Raw genomic sequence first — 25,464 nt, forward strand, 5'->3', positions numbered from 1 at the left:
GACGGCGTTGTGACAGAAAGCACAGACGGCTAATTACCGATACTGGCCCAGGGTCACTGCCGTTGCGAGGGCCGCTGTCACGGCTTCATGGCCCTTGTCCTCCGAGGAACCCGGAAGGCCGGCCCGGTCAAGGCCCTGCTGTTCCGTGTCACAGGTCAGCACACCGAATCCAACGGGGACGCCGGTTTTGACGCTGACATCGGTCAGGCCCATCGTGGCGGCCTGGCAGACGTAGTCAAAGTGGGGGGTGCCTCCCCTGATCACCACACCGAGTGCCACGACTGCGTCAAAGTGTGAGGCCAGCCGGGCGGCCGCGACGGGAAGCTCGAAGCTGCCTGGTACCCGCAGGACGGTGGGCTCGCTGATGCCGGCCTCTTTGGCAGCCCGGAGCGCACCGTCGAGCAGGCCGTCCATGATTTGCGTGTGCCAGCTGGCGGCAACAATCGCCAGTTTCAGGCGGGACGTTTCGTCCGGGTTCAGGGTGGTCAAGTCGATTTCGGGCGCGCCGTGTCCGCTCATTGCGAGGTTCCGTTCAGTAGTTGTGGTGGGTCTTGGTGTTCAGTGTTGACGAGGTTCTGTTTGGACCAGGCAGCTCAGCCCGGGTCAGTTCAGGCAGAGGCCGGCTCAGTCCTGTTCGTGGTCAAAGGGGGTGGCGGCCATGCCGACGGCCCCAGCGGAAACGGTGGCGGACTCGGCGCCAAGGACAAGCCTGTGGTCCATCCGGTCCTTCTTGGTCTGCAGGTACCGGATGTTCTGCTCGCGGGAGGGAACCTCGGTGGGAATCATCTCCACCACTGTGACGCCCGCCTTGGCCAACCTGTTCTGCTTATCAGGGTTGTTGCTCAGGAGCCGGATTTCGGTGAGCCCCATTTCTGCCAGGATCTGCGCCGCAGCCTTGTAGCAACGGGCATCCACAGGCAACCCCAGCTGCTCGTTGGCTTCTACGGTGTCCAGTCCGGCTTCCTGAAGGGCGTAGGCCTTGATCTTGTTGGCAAGGCCTATGCCGCGGCCTTCCTGCCCCCGGAGGTACAGCAACGTCCCGCCATATTCGCTGATCATCTCCAGCGCATAGGCGAGCTGTTCGCCGCAGTCGCAGCGGTAGGACCCGAAGACGTCGCCAGTGAGGCATTCCGAGTGCAGCCGCACCAGGGGTGCCTGCCCGTCGGTGGGCGGAATGGGAGAGCTCACAGCCAGGTGCTCGGCGCCGGTTTCGAGGTCAATCCATGCCTGGGCAACCAAACCGCCGAACTCGCTGGGCAGCTGGACCACCGGGCCACCGCTGACCGGGTGGGGCTCTGCGCCGTTAGCTGCCTTATGGGCTTTTGAAGCCGTCATTATTTCTCCTCTTTTCCGGCCGGAACCGATGCCCGCCTACTGTGGTCCCCATTGCCCAGATAGCTCACAAGGTCCTCGATCGAGATGAGCGGGCAGCCGTGTTCTGCAGCAAAAACCCGCAGTCCATCCAGCCGCATCATCTCTCCGTTGTCATACACCAGTTCTGCAATCACACCCACGGGCGACAGTCCCGCCAGCCGGCACAGCTCAACGGCCGCTTCCGTGTGGCCAGGACGTTCCCGTACACCACCCTCAACGGCGCGAAGCGGAAAAACATGCCCGGGACGTGTGAGCGAGGCCGGTTTGCTGGCCGGATCGGCCAACACCCTGGCAGTCAGGGCACGGTCGGACGCCGAAATTCCCGTGGTCACGCCGACTGCCGCATCACAGGAGACTGTGTAGGCAGTTCCCTTGGAGTCTTCATTGACTTCGACCATGGGCGGCAATGCCAGGACATCAGCGCGGGCACCATCGAGGGGAACACAAATGACTCCCGAGCTGTAGCGGACGGTCCAGCCCATCAGGGCCGGCGTGGCAAACTCCGCCGCAAAAATGATGTCGCCCTCATTTTCGCGGTCCTCGTTGTCCACCACGATGACCGGTCGGCCGGCGGCGATGGCCCTTACTGCTTCTTCAATGGTGTCCAACGCTGACGGAACAACGCCCAATTCGACAGGAGCGGCCAGATCCAGCGGGTGGCCGGTCACAGGGAAGGCCGGGCTCACAGCGAGGCCCCCGTGTCTGCTGCCAGCGAGGCCGATGCGGATTCCTCACGTGATGCCGGAAGCGAGAATGCCAACAAGCGCTCGGTGTACTTGGCGAGCACATCAACTTCCAGGTTCACCGGGCTCCCTATGCTCTTTGCTCCCAGACCGGTCTCTGCCAATGTGGTGGGGATCAGTCCGACCTCAAACCAGGCTGCCGGCTCCTGCGCCGGGCTGACGGCAGTAACAGTGAGGGATACGCCGTCGACCGCTATGGAACCCTTTTCAGCGATATAGCGTGCAAGACCGGACGGCACTTCGAACCTCAGCCGGTCCCAGTTTTCCAGGGATTCCCGTTCCACCAGGCTGCCGACACCGTCCACGTGGCCTTGGACGACGTGGCCGTCGAGGCGCCCACCGGCAGGAACACATCGCTCAAGGTTGACGGCGTCCCCAGCCTGCAACTGACCAATCGTGCTCCTGTCCAGGGTCTCGCCCATGACATCGACGCTGAACTCCTTGCCCACGATCTCAGTGGCAGTCAGGCATACGCCGTTCACTGCGATGGATCCGCCCAGAGCGAGACCCTCGGTGGTCCCGGGCGCCTGCAGGCGGAGGGTTGCGCTGCCGTCTCCCCTGTCCACGGACAGGACTTTGCCCTGCTCGGCGATAATTCCGGTAAACATCAATAGCCTCCTGCTGCGCTGCCGGCACCTGTCAGGTGCACGGTTGAATCGGTTGAAGTTGCCTTGGAAAGTTCAGTGATGGCTGAGCCGGCGGATGTTTGTGAACCGGCAGGGCGAAGATGCAGCCGAAGGTCCCGGCCCAGGGTCTGAACGGCTCCGCCTCCTGCGGGATCCCATTCCCAATGCTGGGCGTCGGACAGTGTTGTGATGCCGAGGTCGCCCAGGGCTGCGGTTCCGGACCCCAGCAGTGTGGGTGCCAGGTAAACAATAAGTTCATCCACCAGCCCGGCCGTCAGGAAGGCGCTGAGGATACGGGAGCCGCCCTCCACCATCAGGTGGCGTACACCGGCAGCAAAGAGGGTGTCCAATGCCTGGCGGGGGTCCCTTGTGGCGAGATGGAGGACACGTCCGTCATCTCCATGGATAGCGGCATCTTCCGGGATGCTCCGGAGTCCCATGACGGCCCGCAGTGGTTGCCGGCCTTCGAGCTCACCGGCGGAATTCCTGGCCGTCAACCGGGGGTTGTCAATCATGACTGTCTGGGTGCCCACCAGGATGGCATCAATTCGGCCACGGGTACTGTGGTTGTCGGCCAGCGACTCCGGACTGGAAATCCACTGGCTGGTGCCGTCCTGGGCTGCGATTCTGCTGTCGAGGGTCTGCGCGATGTGGAGTGTGACGAAAGGCCGCTTGGACAGCACGGCGTCGAACCATCTGCGGTTCAGGTCGAAGGCGCCCTCTGCGTTCAGACCCGAACGTACCTTGACTCCCGCCGCCAGCAGTGTGGCCGCGCCTCCGGCTGCCGGATCATGCGGGTCATCGACGGCATAAATGACATTGGCGATGCCGGCATCGATGATGGCCTGCGCGCAGGGACCGGTGCGTCCACAGTGATTGCAGGGTTCAAGGGTGACCACCATGGTGGAACCCGACAGATCCAACCCCTGCAAGCCCGCCTGGGCAATCGCGTCGGCCTCGGCGTGGGGGGTCCCTGCTCCACGGTGATAACCGGTAGCAATCTGCCTGGCGGAGGCATCGAGAATTACCGCTCCAACCAACGGGTTCACCCCACGGGGTCCCTTGAGGGCCTCTGCCAAGGCGCGCTCCATCGCCGCCATTTCAGCGGACGTGAATTCAGCGTCTGAGAGCACCTGTGTGTCGTTCCTTCCCTCGAAAACCGCGTGGGCTCCGGGGGTGTACGACAGCAAATTCCGGGGCGCTTTAAAGCGCCACAGAAACAGCCGTACGTGCTTCTCTCATCCAGACTTTAACTGTCGGTACCGGAATTTCACCGGTTCAACCGTCCGCCGGAAGCCTTCGAAGAGAAAGCACCGGCTCGCGGGTCGCGGACTGTCACCGCCGGTTCGGACTTACACCGACCCCGGAGCACGTATTGTGTGTTGTTATTCTGTCACAACCTCACTGCCCGCCCGGGTATTCCCGTCAGAATGCGTCACAGGAGAATTCTTTTCGCCTCAAACCCGAGGCATCATCGTCGGCTAACGGCTGCCGGCCTTCCGAAGCCTTTCAACGGCTTCCGACGGGTCCTCGGCGCCATAGACGGCAGAACCTGCCACAAAGACATTCGCTCCGGCTTCAGCTGCCCTGATGATGGTTTCTTCTGTGATGCCACCGTCCACTTGCAAGGCCACGCCTGTGCCGGCGCCGTCGATGGCAGCCCGTGCCCGGCGGATCTTGGGAAGCGTGAGGTCCAGGAAGGACTGACCGCCAAAGCCCGGCTCCACTGTCATGATGAGGAGCAGGTCCAGTTCCGGCAACATGTCCAGGTACGGCTCCACCGGTGTTCCCGGCCGTAACGCCATTCCAGCCTTCGCTCCTCTTGCCCGCAGCTCACGGGCAAGTTTGATCGGAGCGATCGAGGCCTCGACGTGGAAAGTCACGGATGCCACTCCTGCATCGGCGTATGCCGGGGCCCAGCGGTCGGCGTCGCTGATCATCAGGTGGGCGTCCAACGGCACCGGACTGACGGCCTGGATCCGCTGCACCACCGGCAGGCCGATGGTCAGGTTGGGAACGAAGTGGTTGTCCATTACGTCAACGTGGACGGCGTCGGCGTTGCTGATGCGGCGAAGTTCGGCCTCAAGGTTAACGAAGTCCGCCGAGAGGATGCTGGGATTGATACAGCACTGGGCCATGTGGATGTCCTTTCACGTAAGGGCACTGCCAAACCAAACAACGGCCGGCGGTTTTCAGTTGAGGGTACCTGCGGGATCGACGCTGCCCGGCAATCCCGGTGTCAGGACTTCTTCCGGATAAGGGCAAGGAACATGGCGTCTGTGGCGTGGAGGTGGGGCCACAACTGTGCCGTCCCCTCATGCCCGGACTCCAAGTGTCCGGTCAGGCTCACGTTGTCCAGCGCAGCTCCGGCATCCAGCAATTCCAGGTCATCACGTTTGCGCAGGGCATCGCTCACCACCGCGGTGGTTTCGGCCGGGTGCGGCGAGCACGTCACATAGGCCACCACGCCGCCGGGCCGAACCGCGGCCAAGGCCGACTTGAGCAAGTCCCGTTGCAGGGGCCCCAGGTCTGCTAGGTCTTTCGGTGACCGGCGCCAGCGGGATTCCGGACGGCGCCGCAGGGCGCCCAACCCGCTGCAGGGAACATCCACGAGGACCCGATCGAACGTTCCGGGCTGTTCGCTGCCGAGCTCCCGGCCGTCGCCGGTGCGGACTTCCCAGACGTCGCCGGGCACAATCGATAACGCCTGGCGGACCAGCTTGGCCCGATGCGGCAGGGGTTCGTTGGCCAGCAAGCGTGCGCCGCTCTGGAGGGCGAGGGCACCAAGCAGGGCTGCCTTTCCGCCCGGTCCGGCGCAAAGGTCCAGCCAAAGTTCACCCTGCCCGGAACCGCTGCGGCCGGCGTCGTCGCCAGCGCCACCACGACTGCCCTGAAGATCGACGGCGGCAAGGGCGCGCGCCACCAATTGGGACCCCGCGTCCTGGACCCTGGTGCTGCCCTCCCGGACGGAAGCCAGCCTGCCGAGGTCTCCCCCGCTGGAAAGTGCGGAGCCCTCAACGAGCTCGCCTGCTGTCGCTCCATTCTCGAGTGCTTCATCAAGGCTTCCCAAGCCGGGCAATGCCACAAGGTTGACCACAGGAGCCGCGTTGTCCGCCTCAAGCAGCGCGGTAATTTCCGTCACAGGCCGCCCATGCGCCACCAATGATTGCCTCAATGCCCTCACGATCCACTCCGGATGGGCATGACGGACTGATGCAACAGTGGTTTCGTCAGTCTGGTCCCGAAGGAGTTCCTCGAGCCATTCATCGAGGCTGCGGGCAGAAACCTTCCGCAGGACGGCATTGATCAGTGTGGAAGGCCCGGCTCCGATAACAGCCCGGGCGAGGCCGACTGTCTGATCGAGGGCAGCGTGGGCAGGGACACGCATCGCCAACAGCTGGTGGGCTCCGATCCGGAGGGCATCAAGGATCGCCGGATCGAGCTGGTCAAGGGGACGGTCAACGCAACGGGCCAATACGGCGTCGTAAGTCCCCTGTCCGCGAAGGGCGCCGTAGCTCAGTTCGGTGGCAAACCCGGCGTCGCGCTTGTCCAGCCCGTGGTGCCGGATCCGGGCGGGGAGTACAAGGTTCGCATAAGCGTCCTCAGACGCAACGGCCCGGAGCACCTCAAAAGCCACCAGACGGGCGGGATCCGCACGGCGGGTGCGCTGGGAAGGTGCGTTCTCGGTGAAGCTGCGCTGCGATGTCCGGTTCCGCTCCCGACCCTGCGCGTTCCGCTGGCTTCCGCCCGCCCCGCTGCCCCGCTGCCCGCCGCTCCCTTGCCCGCCGCTGCGTTGCCCGCGGCTGTTGCCGCCTGTGCCGGACCCGCTCATTCGAACACCATACTTTCCAGTGAAGTCTGTCCGCGCACCCAATCGGTGGCGGTCATCATTTTCTTGCCCGAGGGTTGGATCCTCGTCAATTCCACAGCGTGCGAGCCAGTTCCTACCAGCACCGCCTTTTCCCTCACGGCGACGCGGCCCGGTTCCAGATCAAGGGTATCCGGGCGCAGCACCACGGGTTCCAGTTTCAGCCGCTGGCCCTCAAACGTCGTCCAGGCTCCCGGCTCAGGAGTCACGCCACGCGCCCTCCGCCCAATGGCGAGAGCAGGCTGGCGCCAGTCGAGGCGGGCGTCATCAATGGTGAGCTTGGGCGCGAGGGAGACCTCGCCACTCTGCGGCACGGCAGCAGCGGCGCCGGCCTCCACTGCCGAGAGAGTCTGGGCGAGGAGAACGGCTCCGCTGTGGGATAGCCGCTCAAGCAGCGCGCCGGAGGTGTCGGCGTCGTTCACTTTTTCGGTGAGCGTTCCAAACACAGGTCCTGTGTCCAGGCCCTCTTCCAAAAGAAAGGTGACGGCGCCGGTCACGTCATCACCGGCGATGACGGCGTGCTGGACCGGCGCGGCACCACGCCACGCGGGCAGAAGCGAGAAATGCAGATTGATCCAGCCGTGTTGCGGAACGTCAAGTGCCACGCGCGGAATTAGCCCGCCATAGGCCACGATTGCGGCCACATCAGGTTTCAGTTCCGCGATCCTGGCAGTAACATCAGCATCCACCTTGGCTGCGTGAATCAGGTCAATACCCAGTTCCGCGGCCCGGGCCGCGACCGGAGAAGGCGTCAGCACGCGTTTCCGGCCAAGGGGAGCATCCGGGCGCGTGAGCACGGCGACGACGTCAAACCCGGCACGGAGCAGACCATCCAGTGACGGCACGGCCACCGCTGGTGTTCCGGCGAAGAGGACCCTCATCCGGCTGTTCCGGAACCGACACCGAAGCTGGAACCGACAGTCCGGGCGCGCTTCGCCGTGGTTTGTTCTGCAACGGAGTGGTAATTGGCAGCGCGGATGGCCCGCAGGGCACTCTTGCGGTCCTCTCCCTCAAGACGGTCCGTAAAGAGGACGCCGTCGATGTGGTCATTCTCGTGCTGGAAGCAGCGGGCCAGCATACCCTCAGCCTCTACGACGACGGGGTTGCCATTCAGGTCAACCCCTGTTGCCTTGGTGGCCCGATGACGGCGGACAGGGAAACCGAGCCCGGGAATGGACAGGCATCCTTCCACTTCATCTGCTTGGAAGTCGTCGCTGTTTTCAAGGACCGGGTTGATGATGTGCCCTTCCACTCCGCCGATGCGGTAAGTGAAAACACGGAGACTGACTCCGACCTGCGGCGCGGCGAGTCCTGCGCCGTCAACGTCCTCCATGGTTTCCACCATGTCAGCGACCAGCTTTTCAAGGTCCGGTCCGAAGTCCGTCACCGGATCGGCCACGGTGCGGAGCACAGGATCCCCGATGATGCGGATGTTCAGAATGGCCATGGGCAGTCTTTCCTCACGGTGGAGAGGTACGGGATCCCATCCAGTTTAGATGGAGCAGTTGCCAGGAGGGCACGATGTGCCGCTTAGCGCAGTGGAGAAGCTGACTGGGAAGACACCGGCGGGGCCACGGGCAGCAGTGCAGTTCCGGCACTTCCCGTGTCAGCGGCCATTTCCCAGACCCGGCGGAGTGCGCAGAACTTCCACCAGTGATGCTTAAGGACATCGGGGTTGGCCCTCAAGGGACGGACTTCCGTCTCACCCAGGGCGACGGCAAGGAGGACGGGTGTTTCACCGTGCTTCCACGGTTCCCATTCGCCGGCCATGGCGTCCACCAGGCTTTCCTCGGCCTTCATCCCTGCCACCAGCTGCATCACAACTTTGTCATCCAGAGGCTTGACCGTTCCATCCCTGGTGGTGCCCTTGGTTTTGTAATCGATGAGGCAGGTCCGGCCGTTAATCCGCGCTACCAGATCCAGCGTTCCTGCGTAGCCCACTGTTTGGTTCCAGACGGTGATCTCCGGCGCGATGGGCTCAACACGGTAAAGCTCCCACCATTCATCGAATCGAGCGGCAAATGCTTCCTCGCCGTTGGCCGCGAGGGCCTCGCGGGTTTCCTTCATCCGGTGGGGCTTACCCAAGGCCCTCAGAGCCACCTGCTCGCAGTAATCATGAACACGGTCACCTCGTTTCGCGGCGACATCCCGGTACGCCTCCGCTGCCTTGGCGGCCCTGTTGACCGCCTGGCGTACCTGCGCCGGACTGCCCAGAATGCCTGGGAGCAGGGGGTCGCTGGCAAGGCTGCTCGCACCCATATAGCCGAACCATCCATCCAGGCCGTGAGGCTGTTGCCCTATGACCGTGGTGATGGACGGAACAGAGAAATCCGCGCTGGTGGAACGGGCGTACATGCGGCCATAATCCGTGGCGTGGGCAAGCAGTGGAGCGGTCATGTCTCAACTCTTTCACAAAGGACCGACAGGAAGTCCAGCTCGCATAAACCGTCTGGACCACACACAAGGAACACAAAAAGACCCGCTCCGCTGCAAGAACGGAACGGGCCTTCGGGGGTGGGCGATACTGGGTTCGAACCAGTGACCTCTTCGGTGTGAACGAAGCGCGCTACCACTGCGCCAATCGCCCCGATGCCTTTGAATGCTAGCCCAGTCCGGTCGATTTTAGAAATCGACCGGCTCACACCATTATCCCACTTTGGGACTGCGGCAAAAGTAAAAGGAATTACAGTGCTGTAATTAGTGAAAACCCCTAGAAATCAAGCAAGCAGCGGGATTTGTGTCCCGAGGCAGGGAAGCGATTTGGAGAATCATTGAACCTCCTATAGAGTTTTTACTCGTTGGAACGCGAGGAAATGCCCGTGAGGGCACGGAATCGAAGCTCCAAACTGCGGACGTAGCTCAGCTGGTAGAGCACCACCTTGCCAAGGTGGATGTCGCGAGTTCGAATCTCGTCGTCCGCTCGCAGGACACTGTCACGGCAAGGGTTCTTCGGAATCGTGCTAACACGGTGGGTTGGCCGAGAGGCGAGGCAGCGGCCTGCAAAGCCGTATACACGGGTTCGAATCCCGTACCCACCTCGGTGAAAACCATGGTTTCCGGTTCAGGCTGGATGGCAATGGGCGATTGGCGCAGCGGTAGCGCGCTTCCCTGACACGGAAGAGGTCACTGGTTCGATCCCAGTATCGCCCACCAGAGCAATTCACATTGCTTGTTGTAGAACGCCTTTCAGGCGTAAAAGATCTACATGTGCGGACGTAGCTCAGCTGGTAGAGCACCACCTTGCCAAGGTGGATGTCGCGAGTTCGAATCTCGTCGTCCGCTCTCTTTTCTTTTAAACCGCGTTACCTTCGCGCGGGCGATTGGCGCAGCGGTAGCGCGCTTCCCTGACACGGAAGAGGTCACTGGTTCGATCCCAGTATCGCCCACCATGAAAGCAGCTCCCCCGGAGCTGCTTTTTTGCTGTTAAAACACCCCGAACGGTTGGCACCTCCATAGTCCGCGGTTAGGATCGAAAGGCCAGGAGCGATCTGGCTCCGCGACTGAAGGGAGGTGCCCGTGGGATTACTTGACGATCTAAAGGGCAAGGCTCAGCAACTTATCGGTGGCAAGGAAGAAGCCATCAAGGACGGCATCGGCAAAGCCGGTGACTTCATCGATACCAAGACCGGTGGCAAGTACGCCGACAAAATCGATTCCGTCCAGCAAGGTGCAGCCGGCCTCGTGGACAAGGCGAACGGGCAGCCCGATGCGGCGCCTGCAGCCGATGATCCGCACGTCGACGGTGAGCCACCTGTGGCCGGGGAACCCCGGCAGCAGGGCCTCTGACCCAACTAGGTACGTCAGCGAGGTGTCGGTCCCGCCGAGAGGCGGCGCCGGCACCTTCGGCGTTTAACCGGGCCTACGAGTGCACCTGGCCGCAGGAAGGCACAGCCCCTACGAAGGCACTGACTCTACGAGGGCTCGTGATTTTGACCCTCACGGGCCAGGGCTGTCAGGCGTGAGACTGCCCGGAAGTACTTCTTCATGTAACCGCCGGTCATCATTTCCTCGGTGAAGAGGCGGTCGAATGGAACGCCGCTGGCAAGAATGGGGACGTCCTTGTCATACAGCCGGTCCGCCAGGACCACGAACCGCAGGGCAACTGCCTGTTCCGTGATGGTGTCGACATCGCGCCACACCACTCCATCGATGCCGTCAATCAATTGCCGGTAGCGGCTCGGGTGGACGCCCGCCAAATGGGCAATCAGGGTATTGAAATCGTCCCTGGCCACAGTTTTGCCGTCGAACTCTGCCTTCATGTGATGGTTAAGTTCGTCGTTGCGCAAAGGCAGCGGCGCCGCCGGCAGGCCACGGTGGCGGAAGTCCTCGCCGTCGATCCTCACCACATCGAACTGATCGGCCAGAACCTGGATCTCACGCTGGAAGTCGACGGCAGCAAAGCGTCCGTCGCCCAACGAACCCGGAAGCGTGTTGGACGTCGCTGCGAGCTTGACTCCGGCGTCCGCCAACTCCCGCATCAGCCGCGACATGAGGACGGTGTCGCCCGGATCGTCAAGCTCGAATTCGTCGATGCAGACGAGCTTGTAGTGGCTGAGGGCTTCAACCGTCTTGCGGAAGGACAGTGCTCCCACGAGATTGGTGTACTCAACAAAAGTGCCGAAGGCCTTCGGGCCCGGCGTCGCGTGCCAGAGGGACGCCAGGAGGTGTGTCTTGCCGACGCCGAATCCGCCGTCGAGGTAGATGCCTGCGCGGGAGGTATCCTTCTTGGCAAAGAGGCGTTTGAAGAGGCCGTCGCCGTCGCGCGCGCCGACGCCAGCAGCGAAACCTTCGAGGGCACGGACCGCCGCTGCCTGGCTTGGCTGGGAAGGATCGGGGCGGTAACTGCCGAAGGAGACCGCGCCGAATCGTGGCGAAGGATAAAACCCCTTAAGGAGGTCATCCACGGAAACCGCCGGAGTGCGCGCGGCAAGCTGTTCGATCTGTACCAAAGTGGTCCGTTCTGCTGGTCTGTCCCCAGAAAGAATACCGGTATCGGCCTGCCGGAAACGGCCAAGTGACTAAGGCCATATGACCCTGTGTTAACCGAGGGAAGCAATAGTCCGGGGGCGTGGCTAGTGTTGGAGCAGGTCCGGCTGCCGTGACACCTCGTGCCCGGCCAGGACCCCCTGACCGTTTTCAATGAAAGGCCACCAGCATGCCCTACCCCGTTGAACAGAACGAGAAGTTTTCCGCCTATACCCACCCGGAGCGGCTCGTATCCACCGAATGGCTGGCCGCGGCCATCGAGTCCGGAGCCGTACGTGACGGCGGGCTTGTAGTGGTTGAATCCGACGAAGACGTCCTGCTTTACGAAACCGGTCACATCCCGGGGTCCGTGAAGATCGACTGGCACACTGACCTTAACGACGAGGTGACCCGGGATTATGTGGACGGCGAGGCCTTCGCTGCCCTCGCTGCCGCCAAGGGGATTTCCCGGGACAGCACCGTGGTGATCTACGGCGACAAGTCCAACTGGTGGGCTGCCTACGCCCTGTGGGTCTTCACCTTGTTCGGCCATGAAGATGTACGGCTGCTGGACGGCGGCCGCGACAAGTGGATCTCCGAAGGCCGTGAACTCACTACGGACGTTCCCTCCCCGGCTCCCGGCAACTACCCCGTAGTGGAGCGCAATGACGCCCCCATCCGCGCCTTCAAGGAAGACGTGCTCGCTCACCTGGGCAAGCCGCTGATCGATGTCCGCTCCCCTGAGGAGTACACCGGACAGCGCACGCACATGCCTGCCTACCCTGAAGAGGGCGCGCTCCGTGGCGGCCACATCCCCACCGCGGCTTCCATCCCCTGGGCCCGCGCCGCTGCACCGGACGGCACCTACCGCAGCCGCGAAGAACTCGAGGCTCTGTATCTCGGAGAAGCAGGGCTGACGGCGGGCGACGACGTCGTGGCCTACTGCCGTATCGGCGAGCGTTCCAGCCACACCTGGTTCGCCCTCAAGTACCTGCTGGGCTTTGACACCGTACGGAACTACGACGGCTCGTGGACCGAATGGGGGAACGCTGTCCGCGTTCCCATCGTCAAGGGCGCGGACCGCGGCACTGTTCCTTCATCGCGGCCTGCAACGGCAGCGGCGTCGAACTAGTCGGGGAAAGCCCACACCACTCCCCTGCAAATACTGCGTAAGCTGGAACTGATGAATACCGATTCCCTCCCCGCCACCCTGGCCGAAATAGTTGATGATTTCCAGGCCCTCACCGAACCGGAGCGGCTGCAGCTGCTTCTGGAGTTTTCGCGTGGACTTCCGGAGCTGCCCGAGCATCTCAAGGACCACCCTGAACTGCTCGAACAGGTGGTGGAGTGCCAGTCGCCGTTGTTCCTGACAATCGAGACGGAAAAGGGCGACGGCGGTGCTCCGGACAGCGTCCGGCTCTACTTCAAGGCGCCACCGGAAGCTCCCACCACCCGGGGCTTCGCCGGTGTCCTCCATGAGGGACTTGACGGCCTGTCCGCGCAGGAGATCCTGGCCGTTCCGGATGACATGCCGGAGCTTCTGGGACTCACGCGCGCCATCACTCCGTTGCGGATGAGGGGGATGACGGCAATGCTGGGCCGCATCAAGCGTAAAGTCGCGGCCTCAGCCCGTTTCCAGGGCTGAGTCCGCACCGGCGGATGGCAAGAAAACAGGCTTCACAGGGAACACCGGCCACAGCTGCCTTGGCTGCGGCCGGTGTTCCTTTTGTGCTTCACCCGTACCAGCACGATCCCGCCACGGCGAGCTACGGTATGGAGGCCGCCGAGGTACTCGGTATCGACCCGGCCAGGGTGTTCAAGACCCTCATGGTCGACGTCGACGGCCAGCTGGCCGTGGGAGTGGTTCCGGTCAGCGGCAATTTGGATCTCAAGGCGATGGCCGCATCCCTGGGCGGCAAGAAGGCAACCATGGCAGATTCCGCCGTCGCCGAACGCCGGACTGGTTACGTCCTGGGCGGGATTTCACCGCTGGGACAGCGTCAGGCTGCCCGCACCGTCGTTGACGACAGCGCGTTGGAACAGGAAACAGTGCTCGTCTCCGGTGGGCGCCGGGGACTGGATGTCGAACTGGACCCGCACGACCTGATCAAACTCACGGGCGCCATTTCCGCACGAATCAGGACGGAACGGTAGCCGACCCGGCTCCCGGGTTCTTTCTCGGCGCAAGCTGCTGTCGGAGCCACGCCGAAACCAGCGATTCCCAGCGCTGTGGATCAACGTTCCATTCCTTGGTGTGCCGGGCCCGGCTGAAACTTTCGAACGTGACCATCTCCGGGTTTTTCTCAGCGAGCTCCGCTGAAGGGCCGTACGGCACATATTCATCATCCACACTGTGAATAATGAGGCTCGGCGTCCGCAGCTCCACAGCCCTCGCCACCCAGTCCATGGCTTTCAGGTCCACAGGAGCCGCGAGACCGGTGAGCCTCCGGCCGAGGCGGTGGCTCATCATCAGCTGGCCGTACCTGCCCACGCCCGACGGTATCCGGTGGATTTCGGCGTGATGCGCCAGGACCTCCACCCAGTTGATCACGGGAGCATCCAGGACCATGGCGCGGATCAGGTGGCGGTACCGCGACAGATCGGCGGCCTGAAGACAAATCGCCCCGCCCATGGACCAACCGAACAGGACCACCTCTTTAGCGCCATTGGCGAGGGCATAAGTAATAGCGGCCTCTACGTCGCGCCATTCCGTGGAGCCGAGCCCGTAGCGGCCGTCAGGTGCCGACGGCGCCAGGCCGTCATTCCGGTAGGAGATCAGGAGGCTGGTCAGGCCGTGCTCCCTCGCCGTGTGTACAGCCCGTAGCCCCTCCTGCCTCGTCGCGCCCCTGCCGTGGACCATGATGGCCCAGATGTCCGTGGCCGGCTCCGCCGGAATCATGATGGCCGGCGCTGATCCGCCGTCGACGTCTATCAGCACCTCCTTTGACGGAAGGCCGATAGCGGCGGGATCGGGGTAGGCAACCCCGCTCCACCAGCCACGCCGGGCAGTGGCCAGATCACCGCTGTATACCGCCTCCACCTCCCGAAGCACCGTTCGCTCCGCGGGCGAATACGACAGAATCCTGCCGATCCGGGCATGGCCGCGCCCGCTGTCGAAGAAGAGTCCGTAGACCCCTTCCACAGTCGCGTCATCAGTCGCGTCGAGGATGACCTGTTGCCGGTTGCCTTCGCGAATGACGGCAAGGATTTCCTGGTTCTCGTCGCGGATACGGGCAGGAGTGATTACCCTTCGCGCGAAATACAGGGCGAGGGCAGAGGACCCGGCCCCCATCAGACCTGCCAGGCTAGAACCCGCAATGACCCCGCCAATGGCCCACTTGGCACTGAGGGACTTCGATCCGGCCCTGGCACTGCCTGGTGCCGAATTGCCCATAAAAGAGCGCAGTGAAGCGGGGGAAGTGTCGGGACGGCGGAGCAGGAAAGCCATGCAACCATTCTTACCGCTAACTCACATCTGACATATTCCGGACATGCCGCAGCCGTATGTACTGCGGTGATGAAGCTGCCGGACTAGGCTGAGGTCATGAACGATCCGATCGTCATTTTGACAGAAGAACCGCTGGGTGCGGATGACCGCGTCAACATCGAACGCCTTGTGGACGGCGGTGATATTCCATTGGTGGTGCTTGTTCCGGCCAATACCGAGCGCCACATGCTCGTGGATTTCCTCGAGCACCTGTCACTGCTGGAGATCGCTAAGGCCTTCCGGGAGCTGACAGCGCAGGCTCCCGATCCCGAGTCTGAGCGTGCAGAGGCTGCCGAGACCCTTGCTGTCTCCCTGGCGGCGCTGGCAGGAGTGGGCACAGGCGTCACGGGAGAGGTAGTGGACGGCCGCGCTGTCGACGGGCTTGTGTCCAAGGTCAAGGAGCTCGGTGCGCGCCAGGCTGTGGTGATCACCCGTCCCCATGCGATAGCTGACACTTTCCATACGGACTGGGCCAACAAGGCACAGGACAGGCTGGGACTGCCTGTGCTCCATCTGTATGCAGGGTCGGGATTTATCGGCGACTCCTAGACGTTGACCAAAGTATGAGCATTCAAGGAGATCACGGCAACAGCGAGGCGCCCGTTGTGGCCCGGACCGACGAGGAATGGCGCCAGGAACTTTCGCCCGAGGAATACCGGGTGCTTCGCCAGGCCGGAACCGAACGGCCCTACACAGGCGAGTACTGGGACACCCATACCGAGGGCGTCTACCAGTGCCGTGCTTGCGGAACCGAACTGTTCACCAGCAAGGAAAAATTCGATTCACACTGCGGCTGGCCGTCCTTCTGGGCTCCCTTGGCGGAGGGAAAAGTACGCTACATCCACGATCGCAGCATGGGAATGGACCGCGTCGAAGTGCGTTGTGCCACGTGTGATTCGCATATGGGGCACGTCTTCGAGGGCGAGGGGTATGAAACCCCCACCGACCAGCGTTTCTGCATCAACTCTGTTTCACTGCGGCTGGTTAACGCCGAGGAACGCTGAACGTAAGCGGCCCGGCCCCAGGCAGCTTTCCGCTTGATCTGGATGACCCTTTCTGAAGGCCTTGACCAAGACTTTCTTATGCTCAACCGCTTTTGGGATTAGAGGCTCTGATTGGTTGCTACGCTCGCCGAAGAAGCAACAGCGACCAGAAAGGCCACTGCCACCATGAGCATCCCCGTCATCACAAGTGAAGACACAGTCCAGGAAAAAGCGGACGCAGTCCAAGCGATTGATTCCCCGCAGTCTTCGCCTACGGCACCAGTTACTGCCGCCCATCCGGAATGGATCCGGCTGAAGACGGCAGCCACAGCTCTGCAGCCCCTGCAGGCAAAGGACGGCTCCGTTCCTGAGGCGGACCACCACACTGACGCGGCCGTTCATGTCTCTGCTATCGTCGACGCAATCGAGGCCCTCGCGCCTTCGTTCCCTCACGACGCAGGCTACCTGGATCTCCTCGTAAAGGACTTCGGTACGTGGCGAGACGGAGGTTTTGGCGTACCAGACTTCCTCGACTCACTGCTGGCGTTCCAGCCGCAGCAGCACCGGGAAAACGGGCTTCAGCACCTGGTGGTTTTCCCCATGTACACGCAGAACGGCAGCAGCAGCCGCCTGGTCGAGGCGGTGCTGATTGAGGTCATCTGGCCCGAGTTCATCGCTGACCTCGAGGGCGGCGAGTACTCAAACAGGCTTTTTGTTCCCATCCGCTTCCTCGACTTCACCCCCGGCTACGATTCCAATTCAGCCGTCCTGTTCCCGGAAACCGTCGGGGTCCGGGAAACACCCACCTTCACCTGGGGCGCAATTTTTGCTGACCGGGAAGCTGCCCGGTTCCGCAAGGTACTGCGCGCCGCCGCCCAGATCACCTCGCTGGACCTTCCGCCAGAAGCCAGGGAGTTGCTTGAAGATCAGCAGCTGACCCAGGAAACGTTCGTGATGTGGGACCTGATTCACGACCGCACCCACATGCGGGGCGACCTCCCCTTTGACCCCTTCATGATCAAGCAGCGGATGCCGTTTTTCCTGTACTCCCTGGAAGAACTGCGCTGTGACCTGACAGCATTCCGGGAGTCCGTGAAGATCGAAAAGGACGAAAAAGCCAGCCCGGAAGCCCGTCGGCATGCCAAGCTCGTGCAGTACGCCGTGATCTTCGACCGCATCTTCCGCTTTGCCATCACGGGCAGCCGAGTGCGCAACTACGACGGGCTCGGCGGCCAGCTCCTCTTTGCCTGGATGCACCAGCACCGGGTGTTGCACTGGACCGACAGCAGCCTCAGCATCGACTGGGATGAAGTGTCCCAGGTGGTCATCGAGCTGGGGCTCCGGATCGAGGAACTCTACTGGCGATCCATCGACCGGCCGAAAACAGCACACTGGTTGGCAGCCTATGAGCTGGTATCCGGTACCGTGACTCCTAACCCCGCATCCGTATGGGCCAAGGGTCCTGACGCTTTGCCACTGGCCGGACCGCCACGTGGACTCACTGACCAGGTGCTGGACGACGAATTCCCCCTGTCCATGTTCTACGAAGCGCTGGAGAAGAAGATGCGGCCGGTTATCGAATCCACTGCGGGAATCACCGGCAATTCAGCCATCACATCCAGCACGGAGGCTTTGAACGCGGCATGAAATCCGGACTCACCCTGAAGGTATTGGTCACTGGCGGCAGCGGGCCCTCGGGGGTGGCGACTGCCAGGGCCCTCTGGCAGGCCGGCTTCACGGTGCTCACCGTGGGCTCGGACAAGCAGCGGATTGTGGCTGCAGCCACCGAGGCGGGCGAAGGCGTCATCCCCCTGGTCTGTGACCTCGCGAACCTGGCCGAGGTGCAGGCCCTTCAATCGGAAGTGACAGCTTCCCATGGCAGGATCGACGGCGTCATCCACCTTGTGGGCGGATGGCGCGGGGCCAAGGGCATCACCACCCAGACCGACGAGGACTGGGACTTCCTGGAACGCAATGCCGTGACCACCCTCAGGAACGTTTCCAGGGTGTTCTATGACGACCTCTCAGCATCGGACACAGGGCGCTTCGCAATGGTGTCATCCACTGCAGTCACCTCCCCCACCGCCGCGACGGCAAGCTACGTGGCGGCCAAAGCTGCGGCTGAGGTTTGGACGATGGCTATGGCCGAGGGGTTCGAAGCGGACAGGAACGAAGAAACGGAATTGCAGAGCGCCGCCGTCGTGTTTGTGGTCAAGGCACTCGTCGATGACACCATGCGCGCGAAAGCGCCGGAGCGGACGTTCCCGGGCTTCACCGACGTCGGGGAACTCGGCGCCGCCGCTGTTGACCTGTTCCGGACTGAGGCCGCGGAGCTGAACGGGCGGAAACTCCCTCTGGTCCCCTGACAGCAGCCGCAACTCCGGCAGCTTCCAGACAGGAGGCCGCCCTCCCCGCCGGGCCCCGCCGTCGAAGGCGCCTTCGAGGACAGACATCCAGTGCATCCCTAAACTGAAAGTGTGACCAAAGCAATGACATCCACAGTAGAGACTTCCCCCGCCTCTGCCGCCGCGCAAACTGCAACCGCTGCTCAGGAACCGGGTCAGCTGCAGCTGCACGACCCCTCCGTGCGTGGTTTCGCCTCGGACAACTACTCGGGCGTGCATCCGGAGGTCCTGGCGGCGCTGGCAGCGGCAAACGGCGGCCATCAGGTCTCCTACGGTGAGGATGACTACACGGCCAGGCTTCAGCAGTTGATGGAGCAGCACTTCGGTGAAGGCATCGAATGCTTCCCTGTTTTCAACGGAACGGGGGCTAATGTACTTTCTCTGCAATCCCTTCTCCCCCGCTGGGGCGCCGTGATCTGCGCCGCAACAGCCCATATCAATATGGATGAGAACGGTGCCCCGGAGAGAGTGGGCGGCATTAAGCTGCTCGCGGTGCCCACCGCCGACGGCAAGCTGACCCCCGAGATCATCGACCGCGAGGCATGGGGATGGGGAGACGAACACCGCGCCCAGCCACTTGCCGTATCCATCACCCAGACCACTGAGATGGGGACCTGCTACACCCCCGAGGAGGTCAGGGCCATTGCCGATCACGTTCATGCCAAGGGAATGAAGCTGCACATGGACGGAGCCCGCCTGGCCAATGCGGCGGCCCACCTCCAGGTGCCGTTGCGGGCCTTTACCCGCGACGCCGGGGTGGACATCCTCACATTTGGAGGCACCAAGAACGGACTGCTTTTCGGCGAAGTGGTGGTGTCGCTGAATCCGGCAGCTTCCAGCGGCCTGATCTTTTTGCGCAAGATGAACATGCAGCTCGCGTCCAAAATGCGCTTCTTATCCGCACAGTTCATTGCCCTCCTGGACGGCGATCTGTGGCTTCGCTCGGCAGCACATGCAAATGCCATGGCAGCGCGGTTGCGCGCCGGTGTGGAGGGCATCGACGGCGTCGAACCCACCCAAAATACCGAGTCCAACGGGGTTTTTGCCGTCCTTCCTGCAGGAGTGGCGGACAGGCTGCGGAAATCGTTCCGGTTCTATGACTGGAACGAGGCAACCCGCGAGGTCCGATGGATGTGCTCCTTCGACACCAGCGAAGAAGACGTGGACTCTTTCGTTGCAGCCATCAAACGGGAGTTGACTGCCGGTTGATCCAAGAACCACGACGGCGAGCCTGCAGGAAAATCTTGCGGCGCTTGCGTACCCTGCGAAGGTGAACGCACTCGCCCAGGTTCCTGCAGAGTTTCTCCACGCTCTGGGGACCCTTAGAAAAGCTCGTTGCAGAAATGAACTTCGGCTCGATGAGATTCCCGCGCCTTCACGGCTGGCACCCTACGCGGTGGCCTTGGGCGCCGAAGTCATGGCGCCAAGCCATCGTCCGGGACCGGCGTCGATCCATGGACCGGCTGCCGCAGCCCTTTCAAGGGCATCCGGCGGGGAGGAGCCCGACGACGAACTGGCTACTGGACGATTTATCCTCCTGTATGACCCTGACGGCTCTGCAGTCTGGGACGGGGAATTCCGCATTGTGACGTATATCCGCGCCCAGTTGGAACCGGAAATGGGAAACGACGAAATGCTCGGTTCCGTAGCCTGGACCTGGCTGGTCGAGGCCCTCGAAAACCACCGGGCCCCCTACCGTGCTGCCGGGGGAACGGCCACTCGGGTCCTGTCCGAAAGCTTCGGAACACTTTCTGACCGCCGGGAGTCGATCGATATCGAACTCCGCGCATCCTGGACCCCGGCCTCGTCGGATGTCCGCAGCCATCTGGAGGCGTGGTCTGACATGGTGTGTACCTTTGCAGGCCTCCCGCCCCTGCCCGACGGCGTGTCTGCCCTGCCACGCAGGCGGACCCATTGGCAGTGATGGAGAGGGCGCAGGACATCCTGCCGTGCGTTGTCGGTAAACTGTTGGAATCATGACCCCTCACATTCCGGAACACACCACAGCCGGCGTCCCGGCTGCTGACATCAACCCGCACATCACGGTGGAAGGCTTCGACAGCCTCGTCCCGGAAGTCATTGACCTTGACTCCCCCCGTGACGGCGTACCGCTCGTTATTGAAACCCCCGCCGGCCTCGAACGCTGTGCCGCCGCGATAGCCGCCGGAACAGGCCCCGCCGGTGTCGACGCTGAACGCGCCTCGGGCTTCCGCTACGGGCAACGCGCCTTCCTGGTCCAGATCCGCCGCGAAGGCTCCGGCACCTGGCTCATCGACCCGGAACCGTTCGGGGACCTGCGGATCATCAATGACGCCCTGCAGGGCGTCGAATGGATCCTGCACGCGGCCAGCCAGGACCTGCCCTGCCTCTCAGAACTGGGCATGTGGCCCGACAAGCTTTTTGACACCGAGCTGGCGGCCAGGCTGGCCGGCCTCCCACGGGTAGGTCTCGCCGCCGTTATCGAGCAGCTGCTGGGCTTCGGTCTGGCCAAGGAACACTCGGCCGCGGACTGGTCCACACGGCCGCTCCCCGAACCGTGGCTCAGGTATGCGGCACTGGACGTGGAAGTGCTCACCGAGTTGCGGGAAGAGCTCATCGACCTGCTGGAGGCAGACGGCAAACTCGAATTCGCGGAACAGGAATTCGCCGCCATCCTCGCCAACGGCCAGGCGCCCCCTCGGATTGACCCCTGGCGCAAAACCTCCGGCCTCCACCAGATCAGGGACCGCCGGCAGTTGGCTGCTGTCAGGGAAATGTGGGTGGAACGGGATTCGCTGGCGCGCAAACGTGACGTTGCCCCCGGGCGCCTCCTCCCTGACTCAGCCCTGGTTGCTGCAGCCAAAGCCATGCCCTCGACAGTTCCGCAGTTACTGGGAACCAAGGGCTTCCATGGCCGGGCGGCGCAACGCGAAGCGCCCCGCTGGCTTCGCTGCATCAGCATCGCCAGGAACCTCGAGGAACTCCCTCCCCTGCATCTGCCCACCAACGCGCCCCCACCTCCCCGGGTTTGGGCGGACAGGGACCCAGAGGCAGCCCAGCGGCTTGCAACGGCCCGCCCTCTGCTGCAGGAAGCGGCCGACCAGCTCAAGCTCCCGGTAGAGAACCTGCTGACACCCGATTATCTGCGCCGCGTGGCCTGGCGCCCCCCGGCCGCGATGAATGAGGCATCCATCGCCGAGGAGCTTCGCACCCTCGGCGCCCGTGACTGGCAGGTGGGGATAGTGACACCACTGATCACAGAGGCATTCCTCAATCCACAGCCGCTGCCCCTCAAGGAACCGAAGGAAGCCCCGGGCGTAAAAGGCAACGCAGACGGTCCCGCAGTGGCCTGACAAACGGCTGAGGCTTCAGTGCGGGCCCACCACGACACTCCTCCCTTGCAAGCTAAGTTACTCGCGAGTAACATGAGTGTTACTTGTCGCCCGGTTCACTGCTGCCTGTGGTCATTTCGGCCCTGGACCAGTGCCGCGGCACCCATGTCTCGATGAGGAGTAGCACGTGAGCCAAAGCAGCGGTAATCCGCCGACCAACCGGAACATCAGGGACATAGTGTTTGTGGACGGTGTCCGCACGCCATTCGGCCGCGCCGGAGAGAAAGGCATCTACGCCGGCACCCGCGCTGACGATCTGATCGTGAAGTGCATCCGGGAACTCATGCGGCGTAACCCTTCCCTCCCGGCAGCACGAATTGACGAGGTGGCGATCGCAGCCACAACTCAAACAGGCGATCAAGGCCTCACCATCGGCCGGACAGCCGCCCTGCTCGCCGGCCTGCCACGGACCGTCCCGGGATTCGCCATTGACCGTATGTGCGCCGGGGCCATGACGGCAGTCACCACCACTGCAAGCGGCATCGGTTTCGGCGCCTACGACGTCGTCATCGCCGGCGGTGTGGAGCACATGGGCAACCACCCCATGGGCGAAGGGGCTGATCCCAATCCCCGCTTCATGTCCGAACGGCTCGTGGATCCCGCGGCACTCAACATGGGCAACACCGCGGAAAACCTTCACGACCGCTTCCCCGCCATCACCAAGGACAGGACGGACGCCTACGCGGTCGCCTCCCAGAACAAACTGGCGGCAGCCTACGGAAACGGCCAGATCCAGCCAGACCTGGTCCCCGTGGCAACGATGAAACCGGGCCAGGGCTGGACTCTCCACTCGACTGACGAACCGCCGCGGCCGGGCACCTCGCTGGAGGACCTCGCCTCACTGCGGACGCCTTTCCGTCCGCACGGAAGGGTAACGGCGGGTAACGCCGCCGGACTCAATGACGGCGCAACGGCAGCAATCCTCGCTTCGGCCGACGCGGCCGAGGAACTGGGCCTGGCGGTAAAGATGCGGCTTGTGACCTACGCGTTCGCCGGCGTCGAGCCGGAGGTGATGGGCATCGGACCTGTCCCTGCCACTGAAAAGGCCCTCAAGAACGCAGGGTTGGGCATTGATGACATCGGGCTGTTCGAAATCAATGAGGCCTTCGCGGTGCAGGTCCTCAGTTTCCTGGACCATTTCGGCATCGACGACGACGACCCCCGGGTCAACCGCTACGGCGGTGCAATCGCCGTGGGTCACCCCTTGGCATCCTCCGGGGTCCGGCTCATGAACCAGCTGGCACGCCAATTCGACGAGGACCACTCTGTCCGCTACGGCATGACCACCATGTGCATCGGTCTTGGCATGGGGGCCACGGTCATCTGGGAAAACCCCCATCACGCCGACTACAGCGGAACGCGTCCCGGCGCTGACGCCCACACTGATGAGACCACTACAGAGACTGGAGCCGCAGCATGAGCGCCGCAGATTTCCGCAAGCTTGCGGATCTTTTTCCGAACGAGACAGTTACCCACTCGTATGTCCAGGACATCCTGCTGCCGCCTGCAGCAGGAAAGGACGGAACCCCAGGCCAAAGTCCTGGCACGTTCGCCCTCGTGACCCTCGATAACGGCCTCGACCACTCCAAGCCCACCACCCTCGGACCCAACACCCTGGTTGAGCTCGGTACTGTTCTTGAGGGCCTCCGGGAGCGCGCAGCCCGCGGAGAGATCGTCGGCGTCGGGGTTACCGGAAAGCCGTACTACCTTGTGGCCGGCGCGGATCTCTCCGCCGTCAAATCCCTGGACAGCCGCGAACATGGATTGTGGATGGCCCAGCTGGGCCACGACGTTTACGCCACGCTGGCCAATCTGGGCGTCCCGAGCTTCGCCTTCATCAATGGTGTGGCTTTGGGCGGCGGGCTTGAGATCGCCCTGCAATCGACCTACCGCACGGTTTCCACCGGTGCCGGCGCACTCGCGCTGCCGGAGGCCTTCATCGGCCTGGTCCCTGGCTGGGGAGGGGTCTACGTCCTGCCGAGGCTCATCGGTCCGGAAAATGCCGTCAAGGTCATGATCGAGAACCCCCTCAGCAACAATCGCAGCCTTTCCGGACCCGAGGCCTTCAAGCTGGGCGTCGCCGATGCGCTGTTCGAACCCGCCGACTTCGTGGAGCAGTCCGTAGCGTGGGCAGCCAAAGTCATCTCCGGTGAGGTCACTCCTGAGCGGTCCAACGCCGTCGATCCCTCTGACTCGGATGTTGCCCGCCGGTGGGAAGCCGCGGTGTCTGCAGGACGTTCTTTTGTGGAGGCCAAAACCTCCAACGCTTCCCCGGCGCCCGGCAAGGTCCTGGACATCATGGCAGCCAACCGGACTATGCAGCAGCAGGAATCGGCGGAGCTGGAATGCGATACGCTCGCGGACCTCATGCAGACCGATGAATTCCGGTCCACCGTCTACGCATTCCTGGATCTGGTGCAGAAGCGGTCCAAGCGCCCAGCCGGTGCTCCCGACCGGAAACTGGCCCGTCCCGTGACCAAGATCGGCGTGGTGGGTGCAGGGCTGATGGCGAGCCAACTGGCCCTGCTGTTCGCCCGTCAGCTCAAGGTGCCTGTTGTTATGACGGACATCGATCAGGCCAGAGTGGACAAGGGCGTGGGCTACGTCCACGCCGAAGTGGACAAACTGCTGGCAAAGAAGCGCATCAGTCCGGACGCGGCGAACCGTACCCGCGCCCTGGTGACCGGTTCCGTTTCCAAGGAAGCTTTCGCCGACGCCGATTTCGTCATCGAAGCCGTCTTTGAGGAACTCAACGTCAAGAAGCAGGTTTTTGCGGAAGTGGAGGCCATCGTCTCGCCGGACTGCATCCTTGCCACAAACACGTCTTCGCTGTCCGTCACAGCCATGGCCGAGGACCTCCTGCATCCCGAGCGGCTGGTCGGTTTCCACTTCTTCAACCCGGTGGCCGTTATGCCGCTGCTGGAAATTGTCCGCGCGCCCAAGACCGACGACGCTGTGCTGGCCACCGCCTTCGAGCTCGCCAAGGGCCTGAAGAAGACTGCCGTGCTCGTCAAGGACGCGGCGGCCTTCGTGGTCAATCGCATCCTCCTGCGCCTGATGGGCGAGGTGACCGCCGCCTTCGATGAGGGCACACCTGCCGACGTCGCTGACAATGCCCTGCGGCCCATGGGCTTCCCCATGACTCCCTTCACCCTCGGGGCCATGGTGGGCCTGCCTGTGGCGCAACACGTCCAGGAATCGCTGCATGCAGCCTTCGGCGACCGGTTTGCCGTATCGCAGAACCTGCAGAAGCTCATCGACAACGGGATCAAGTCCATCTGGGCGCCAGGTTCGGAGAAGACGAGCCCCGACGGCAAGCCGGTCATCCCGGCAGAGACGCTGGCTCTGATGTCCTTCGGCTCTTCCCCTTCCACTGCCGAGGAAGTCCTGCGCCGCACCCAGGACGCCCTTGCCGAGGAAATCGGGCTCATGCTTGCCGAAGGAGTGGTGGCAGGCCCGGAGGACATCGACCTGTGTGTCATCATGGGGGCCGGCTGGCCGATGTTCCTTGGCGGCATCACCCCGTATCTTGACCGGGTTGGCGCATCCGAGCGGGTCAACGGCAAGCGCTTCCTCGCGCCCGGGATCGCTTCCCGCCCCGCCTGACGCATCGCCTATGGCCATCGGGAGGACCGTTGGAGG

At 63.1% G+C, this 25,464-nt stretch carries 25 protein-coding genes, 6 tRNA genes and 1 riboswitch; of the genes, 18 read left to right on the plus strand and 13 right to left on the minus strand.

Going from position 1 to position 25,464, the window contains the following annotated elements:
• Window positions 1-33 precede the first annotated feature (33 nt).
• The 11 genes from ribH to MU551_RS12290 all read right to left on the minus strand — a co-directional run bounded on the left by ribH (window position 34) and on the right by MU551_RS12290 (window position 9,198).
• Window positions 34-519: a 6,7-dimethyl-8-ribityllumazine synthase gene (gene ribH / locus MU551_RS12240; RefSeq protein ID WP_247044676.1), complete on the minus strand. Its 486-nt coding sequence runs from the start codon at window positions 517-519 to the stop codon at window positions 34-36.
• Between the two features lie 105 nt (window positions 520-624).
• Window positions 625-1,335 (minus strand): GTP cyclohydrolase II, encoded by a 711-nt coding sequence (gene ribA, locus MU551_RS12245; protein ID WP_247044679.1) that lies wholly within the window; start codon window positions 1,333-1,335, stop codon window positions 625-627.
• Window positions 1,335-2,021, minus strand: coding sequence for a 3,4-dihydroxy-2-butanone-4-phosphate synthase (gene ribB / locus MU551_RS12250; protein WP_372489854.1), 687 nt, complete (start codon window positions 2,019-2,021; stop codon window positions 1,335-1,337). Before ribB ends, ribA begins: the two co-directional genes overlap by 1 nt.
• A 35-nt stretch (window positions 2,022-2,056) precedes the next feature.
• Window positions 2,057-2,725, minus strand: coding sequence for a riboflavin synthase (locus MU551_RS12255; RefSeq protein ID WP_247044681.1), 669 nt, complete (start codon window positions 2,723-2,725; stop codon window positions 2,057-2,059).
• A complete protein-coding gene (ribD, locus tag MU551_RS12260; RefSeq protein WP_247045213.1) occupies window positions 2,725-3,843 on the minus strand; it encodes a bifunctional diaminohydroxyphosphoribosylaminopyrimidine deaminase/5-amino-6-(5-phosphoribosylamino)uracil reductase RibD in 1,119 nt (372 codons plus the stop codon). The genes MU551_RS12255 and ribD overlap by 1 nt, the downstream gene beginning before the upstream one ends.
• Window positions 3,844-3,968: 125 nt before the next feature.
• Window positions 3,969-4,119, minus strand: a riboswitch (FMN riboswitch).
• A 105-nt stretch (window positions 4,120-4,224) separates the two neighbouring features.
• Window positions 4,225-4,881 carry a ribulose-phosphate 3-epimerase gene (gene rpe, locus MU551_RS12265; protein ID WP_247044707.1) on the minus strand — a complete coding sequence of 219 codons (657 nt, stop codon included), beginning with the start codon at window positions 4,879-4,881 and terminating at the stop codon, window positions 4,225-4,227.
• A 101-nt stretch (window positions 4,882-4,982) separates the two neighbouring features.
• Window positions 4,983-6,575, minus strand: coding sequence for an RsmB/NOP family class I SAM-dependent RNA methyltransferase (locus MU551_RS12270; RefSeq protein ID WP_247044716.1), 1,593 nt, complete (start codon window positions 6,573-6,575; stop codon window positions 4,983-4,985).
• The gene (gene fmt, locus MU551_RS12275) at window positions 6,572-7,492 is read right to left on the minus strand and encodes a methionyl-tRNA formyltransferase (RefSeq protein ID WP_247044718.1); all 921 of its coding nucleotides are present in this window, start codon (window positions 7,490-7,492) and stop codon (window positions 6,572-6,574) included. Before fmt ends, MU551_RS12270 begins: the two co-directional genes overlap by 4 nt.
• Window positions 7,489-8,058 carry a peptide deformylase gene (def, locus tag MU551_RS12280; protein WP_247044720.1) on the minus strand — a complete coding sequence of 190 codons (570 nt, stop codon included), beginning with the start codon at window positions 8,056-8,058 and terminating at the stop codon, window positions 7,489-7,491. The genes fmt and def overlap by 4 nt, the downstream gene beginning before the upstream one ends.
• An 83-nt stretch (window positions 8,059-8,141) precedes the next feature.
• Entirely contained in the window at window positions 8,142-9,008 is an 867-nt protein-coding gene (locus tag MU551_RS12285) for a cytochrome (RefSeq protein WP_247044723.1), read from the minus strand.
• Window positions 9,009-9,126: 118 nt separating this feature from the next.
• Window positions 9,127-9,198 (minus strand) — tRNA-Val (locus MU551_RS12290).
• Between the two features lie 261 nt (window positions 9,199-9,459).
• Here MU551_RS12290 and MU551_RS12295 point away from each other — a divergent pair.
• From MU551_RS12295 to MU551_RS12320, 6 genes are all read left to right on the plus strand, one after another.
• A tRNA-Gly gene (locus tag MU551_RS12295) sits at window positions 9,460-9,532 on the plus strand.
• A 46-nt stretch (window positions 9,533-9,578) separates the two neighbouring features.
• A tRNA-Cys gene (locus MU551_RS12300) sits at window positions 9,579-9,649 on the plus strand.
• Window positions 9,650-9,689: 40 nt separating this feature from the next.
• Window positions 9,690-9,764: transfer RNA gene (locus tag MU551_RS12305), tRNA-Val, on the plus strand.
• A 56-nt stretch (window positions 9,765-9,820) separates the two neighbouring features.
• Window positions 9,821-9,893, plus strand: a tRNA-Gly gene (locus tag MU551_RS12310).
• 32 nt (window positions 9,894-9,925) lie between these two features.
• Window positions 9,926-10,000: transfer RNA gene (locus tag MU551_RS12315), tRNA-Val, on the plus strand.
• 127 nt (window positions 10,001-10,127) lie between these two features.
• Window positions 10,128-10,397, plus strand: coding sequence for an antitoxin (locus MU551_RS12320; RefSeq protein ID WP_247044726.1), 270 nt, complete (start codon window positions 10,128-10,130; stop codon window positions 10,395-10,397).
• 125 nt (window positions 10,398-10,522) lie between these two features.
• Here MU551_RS12320 and zapE read toward each other — a convergent pair whose 3' ends face one another.
• Window positions 10,523-11,560: a cell division protein ZapE gene (gene zapE, locus MU551_RS12325; protein ID WP_247044740.1), complete on the minus strand. Its 1,038-nt coding sequence runs from the start codon at window positions 11,558-11,560 to the stop codon at window positions 10,523-10,525.
• Between the two features lie 206 nt (window positions 11,561-11,766).
• On the opposite strand from zapE, the gene MU551_RS12330 reads away from it, so the two are divergent.
• Genes MU551_RS12330 through ybaK form a run of 3 tightly spaced genes read left to right on the plus strand, consistent with a single transcriptional unit; the run spans window position 11,767 to window position 13,730 of the window.
• Window positions 11,767-12,708, plus strand: coding sequence for a sulfurtransferase (locus tag MU551_RS12330; RefSeq protein ID WP_247044742.1), 942 nt, complete (start codon window positions 11,767-11,769; stop codon window positions 12,706-12,708).
• Between the two features lie 51 nt (window positions 12,709-12,759).
• Complete coding sequence (locus MU551_RS12335; protein ID WP_247044744.1) at window positions 12,760-13,221, plus strand: SufE family protein; 462 nt, start codon at window positions 12,760-12,762, stop codon at window positions 13,219-13,221.
• A gap of 14 nt (window positions 13,222-13,235) precedes the next feature.
• Window positions 13,236-13,730, plus strand: a complete 495-nt coding sequence (gene ybaK, locus MU551_RS12340) for a Cys-tRNA(Pro) deacylase (protein WP_247044762.1) — start codon at window positions 13,236-13,238, stop codon at window positions 13,728-13,730.
• Here ybaK and MU551_RS12345 read toward each other — a convergent pair.
• Window positions 13,714-14,970 (minus strand): alpha/beta hydrolase family protein, encoded by a 1,257-nt coding sequence (locus tag MU551_RS12345; protein ID WP_247045215.1) that lies wholly within the window; start codon window positions 14,968-14,970, stop codon window positions 13,714-13,716. The two genes, ybaK and MU551_RS12345, sit on opposite strands and share 17 nt — an antisense overlap.
• 150 nt (window positions 14,971-15,120) lie before the next feature.
• On the opposite strand from MU551_RS12345, the gene MU551_RS12350 reads away from it, so the two are divergent.
• The 9 genes from MU551_RS12350 to MU551_RS12390 all read left to right on the plus strand — a co-directional run bounded on the left by MU551_RS12350 (window position 15,121) and on the right by MU551_RS12390 (window position 25,428).
• Window positions 15,121-15,612 carry a hypothetical protein gene (locus MU551_RS12350; protein ID WP_247044764.1) on the plus strand — a complete coding sequence of 164 codons (492 nt, stop codon included), beginning with the start codon at window positions 15,121-15,123 and terminating at the stop codon, window positions 15,610-15,612.
• A 14-nt stretch (window positions 15,613-15,626) separates the two neighbouring features.
• Window positions 15,627-16,067 carry a peptide-methionine (R)-S-oxide reductase MsrB gene (gene msrB / locus MU551_RS12355; RefSeq protein WP_247044772.1) on the plus strand — a complete coding sequence of 147 codons (441 nt, stop codon included), beginning with the start codon at window positions 15,627-15,629 and terminating at the stop codon, window positions 16,065-16,067.
• A gap of 165 nt (window positions 16,068-16,232) precedes the next feature.
• Complete coding sequence (locus MU551_RS12360) at window positions 16,233-17,693, plus strand: DUF6421 family protein (protein WP_247044782.1); 1,461 nt, start codon at window positions 16,233-16,235, stop codon at window positions 17,691-17,693.
• Complete coding sequence (locus tag MU551_RS12365; RefSeq protein WP_247044796.1) at window positions 17,690-18,412, plus strand: SDR family oxidoreductase; 723 nt, start codon at window positions 17,690-17,692, stop codon at window positions 18,410-18,412. The genes MU551_RS12360 and MU551_RS12365 overlap by 4 nt, the downstream gene beginning before the upstream one ends.
• Before the next feature lie 111 nt (window positions 18,413-18,523).
• Window positions 18,524-19,660: a threonine aldolase family protein gene (locus MU551_RS12370; protein WP_247044798.1), complete on the plus strand. Its 1,137-nt coding sequence runs from the start codon at window positions 18,524-18,526 to the stop codon at window positions 19,658-19,660.
• Window positions 19,661-19,721: 61 nt separating this feature from the next.
• Window positions 19,722-20,375, plus strand: a complete 654-nt coding sequence (locus MU551_RS12375; protein ID WP_247044800.1) for a DUF3000 domain-containing protein — start codon at window positions 19,722-19,724, stop codon at window positions 20,373-20,375.
• Between the two features lie 52 nt (window positions 20,376-20,427).
• Window positions 20,428-21,783: an HRDC domain-containing protein gene (locus MU551_RS12380; RefSeq protein WP_247044808.1), complete on the plus strand. Its 1,356-nt coding sequence runs from the start codon at window positions 20,428-20,430 to the stop codon at window positions 21,781-21,783.
• Between the two features lie 166 nt (window positions 21,784-21,949).
• Complete coding sequence (locus tag MU551_RS12385; RefSeq protein ID WP_247044810.1) at window positions 21,950-23,242, plus strand: thiolase family protein; 1,293 nt, start codon at window positions 21,950-21,952, stop codon at window positions 23,240-23,242.
• The gene (locus tag MU551_RS12390) at window positions 23,239-25,428 is read left to right on the plus strand and encodes a 3-hydroxyacyl-CoA dehydrogenase NAD-binding domain-containing protein (protein WP_247044816.1); all 2,190 of its coding nucleotides are present in this window, start codon (window positions 23,239-23,241) and stop codon (window positions 25,426-25,428) included. Before MU551_RS12385 ends, MU551_RS12390 begins: the two co-directional genes overlap by 4 nt.
• The last annotated feature ends 36 nt before the right edge of the window (window positions 25,429-25,464 follow it).

It is taken from the genome of Arthrobacter rhizosphaerae (assembly GCF_023062595.1).
In the GTDB taxonomy this organism is placed as follows: domain Bacteria; phylum Actinomycetota; class Actinomycetes; order Actinomycetales; family Micrococcaceae; genus Arthrobacter; species Arthrobacter rhizosphaerae.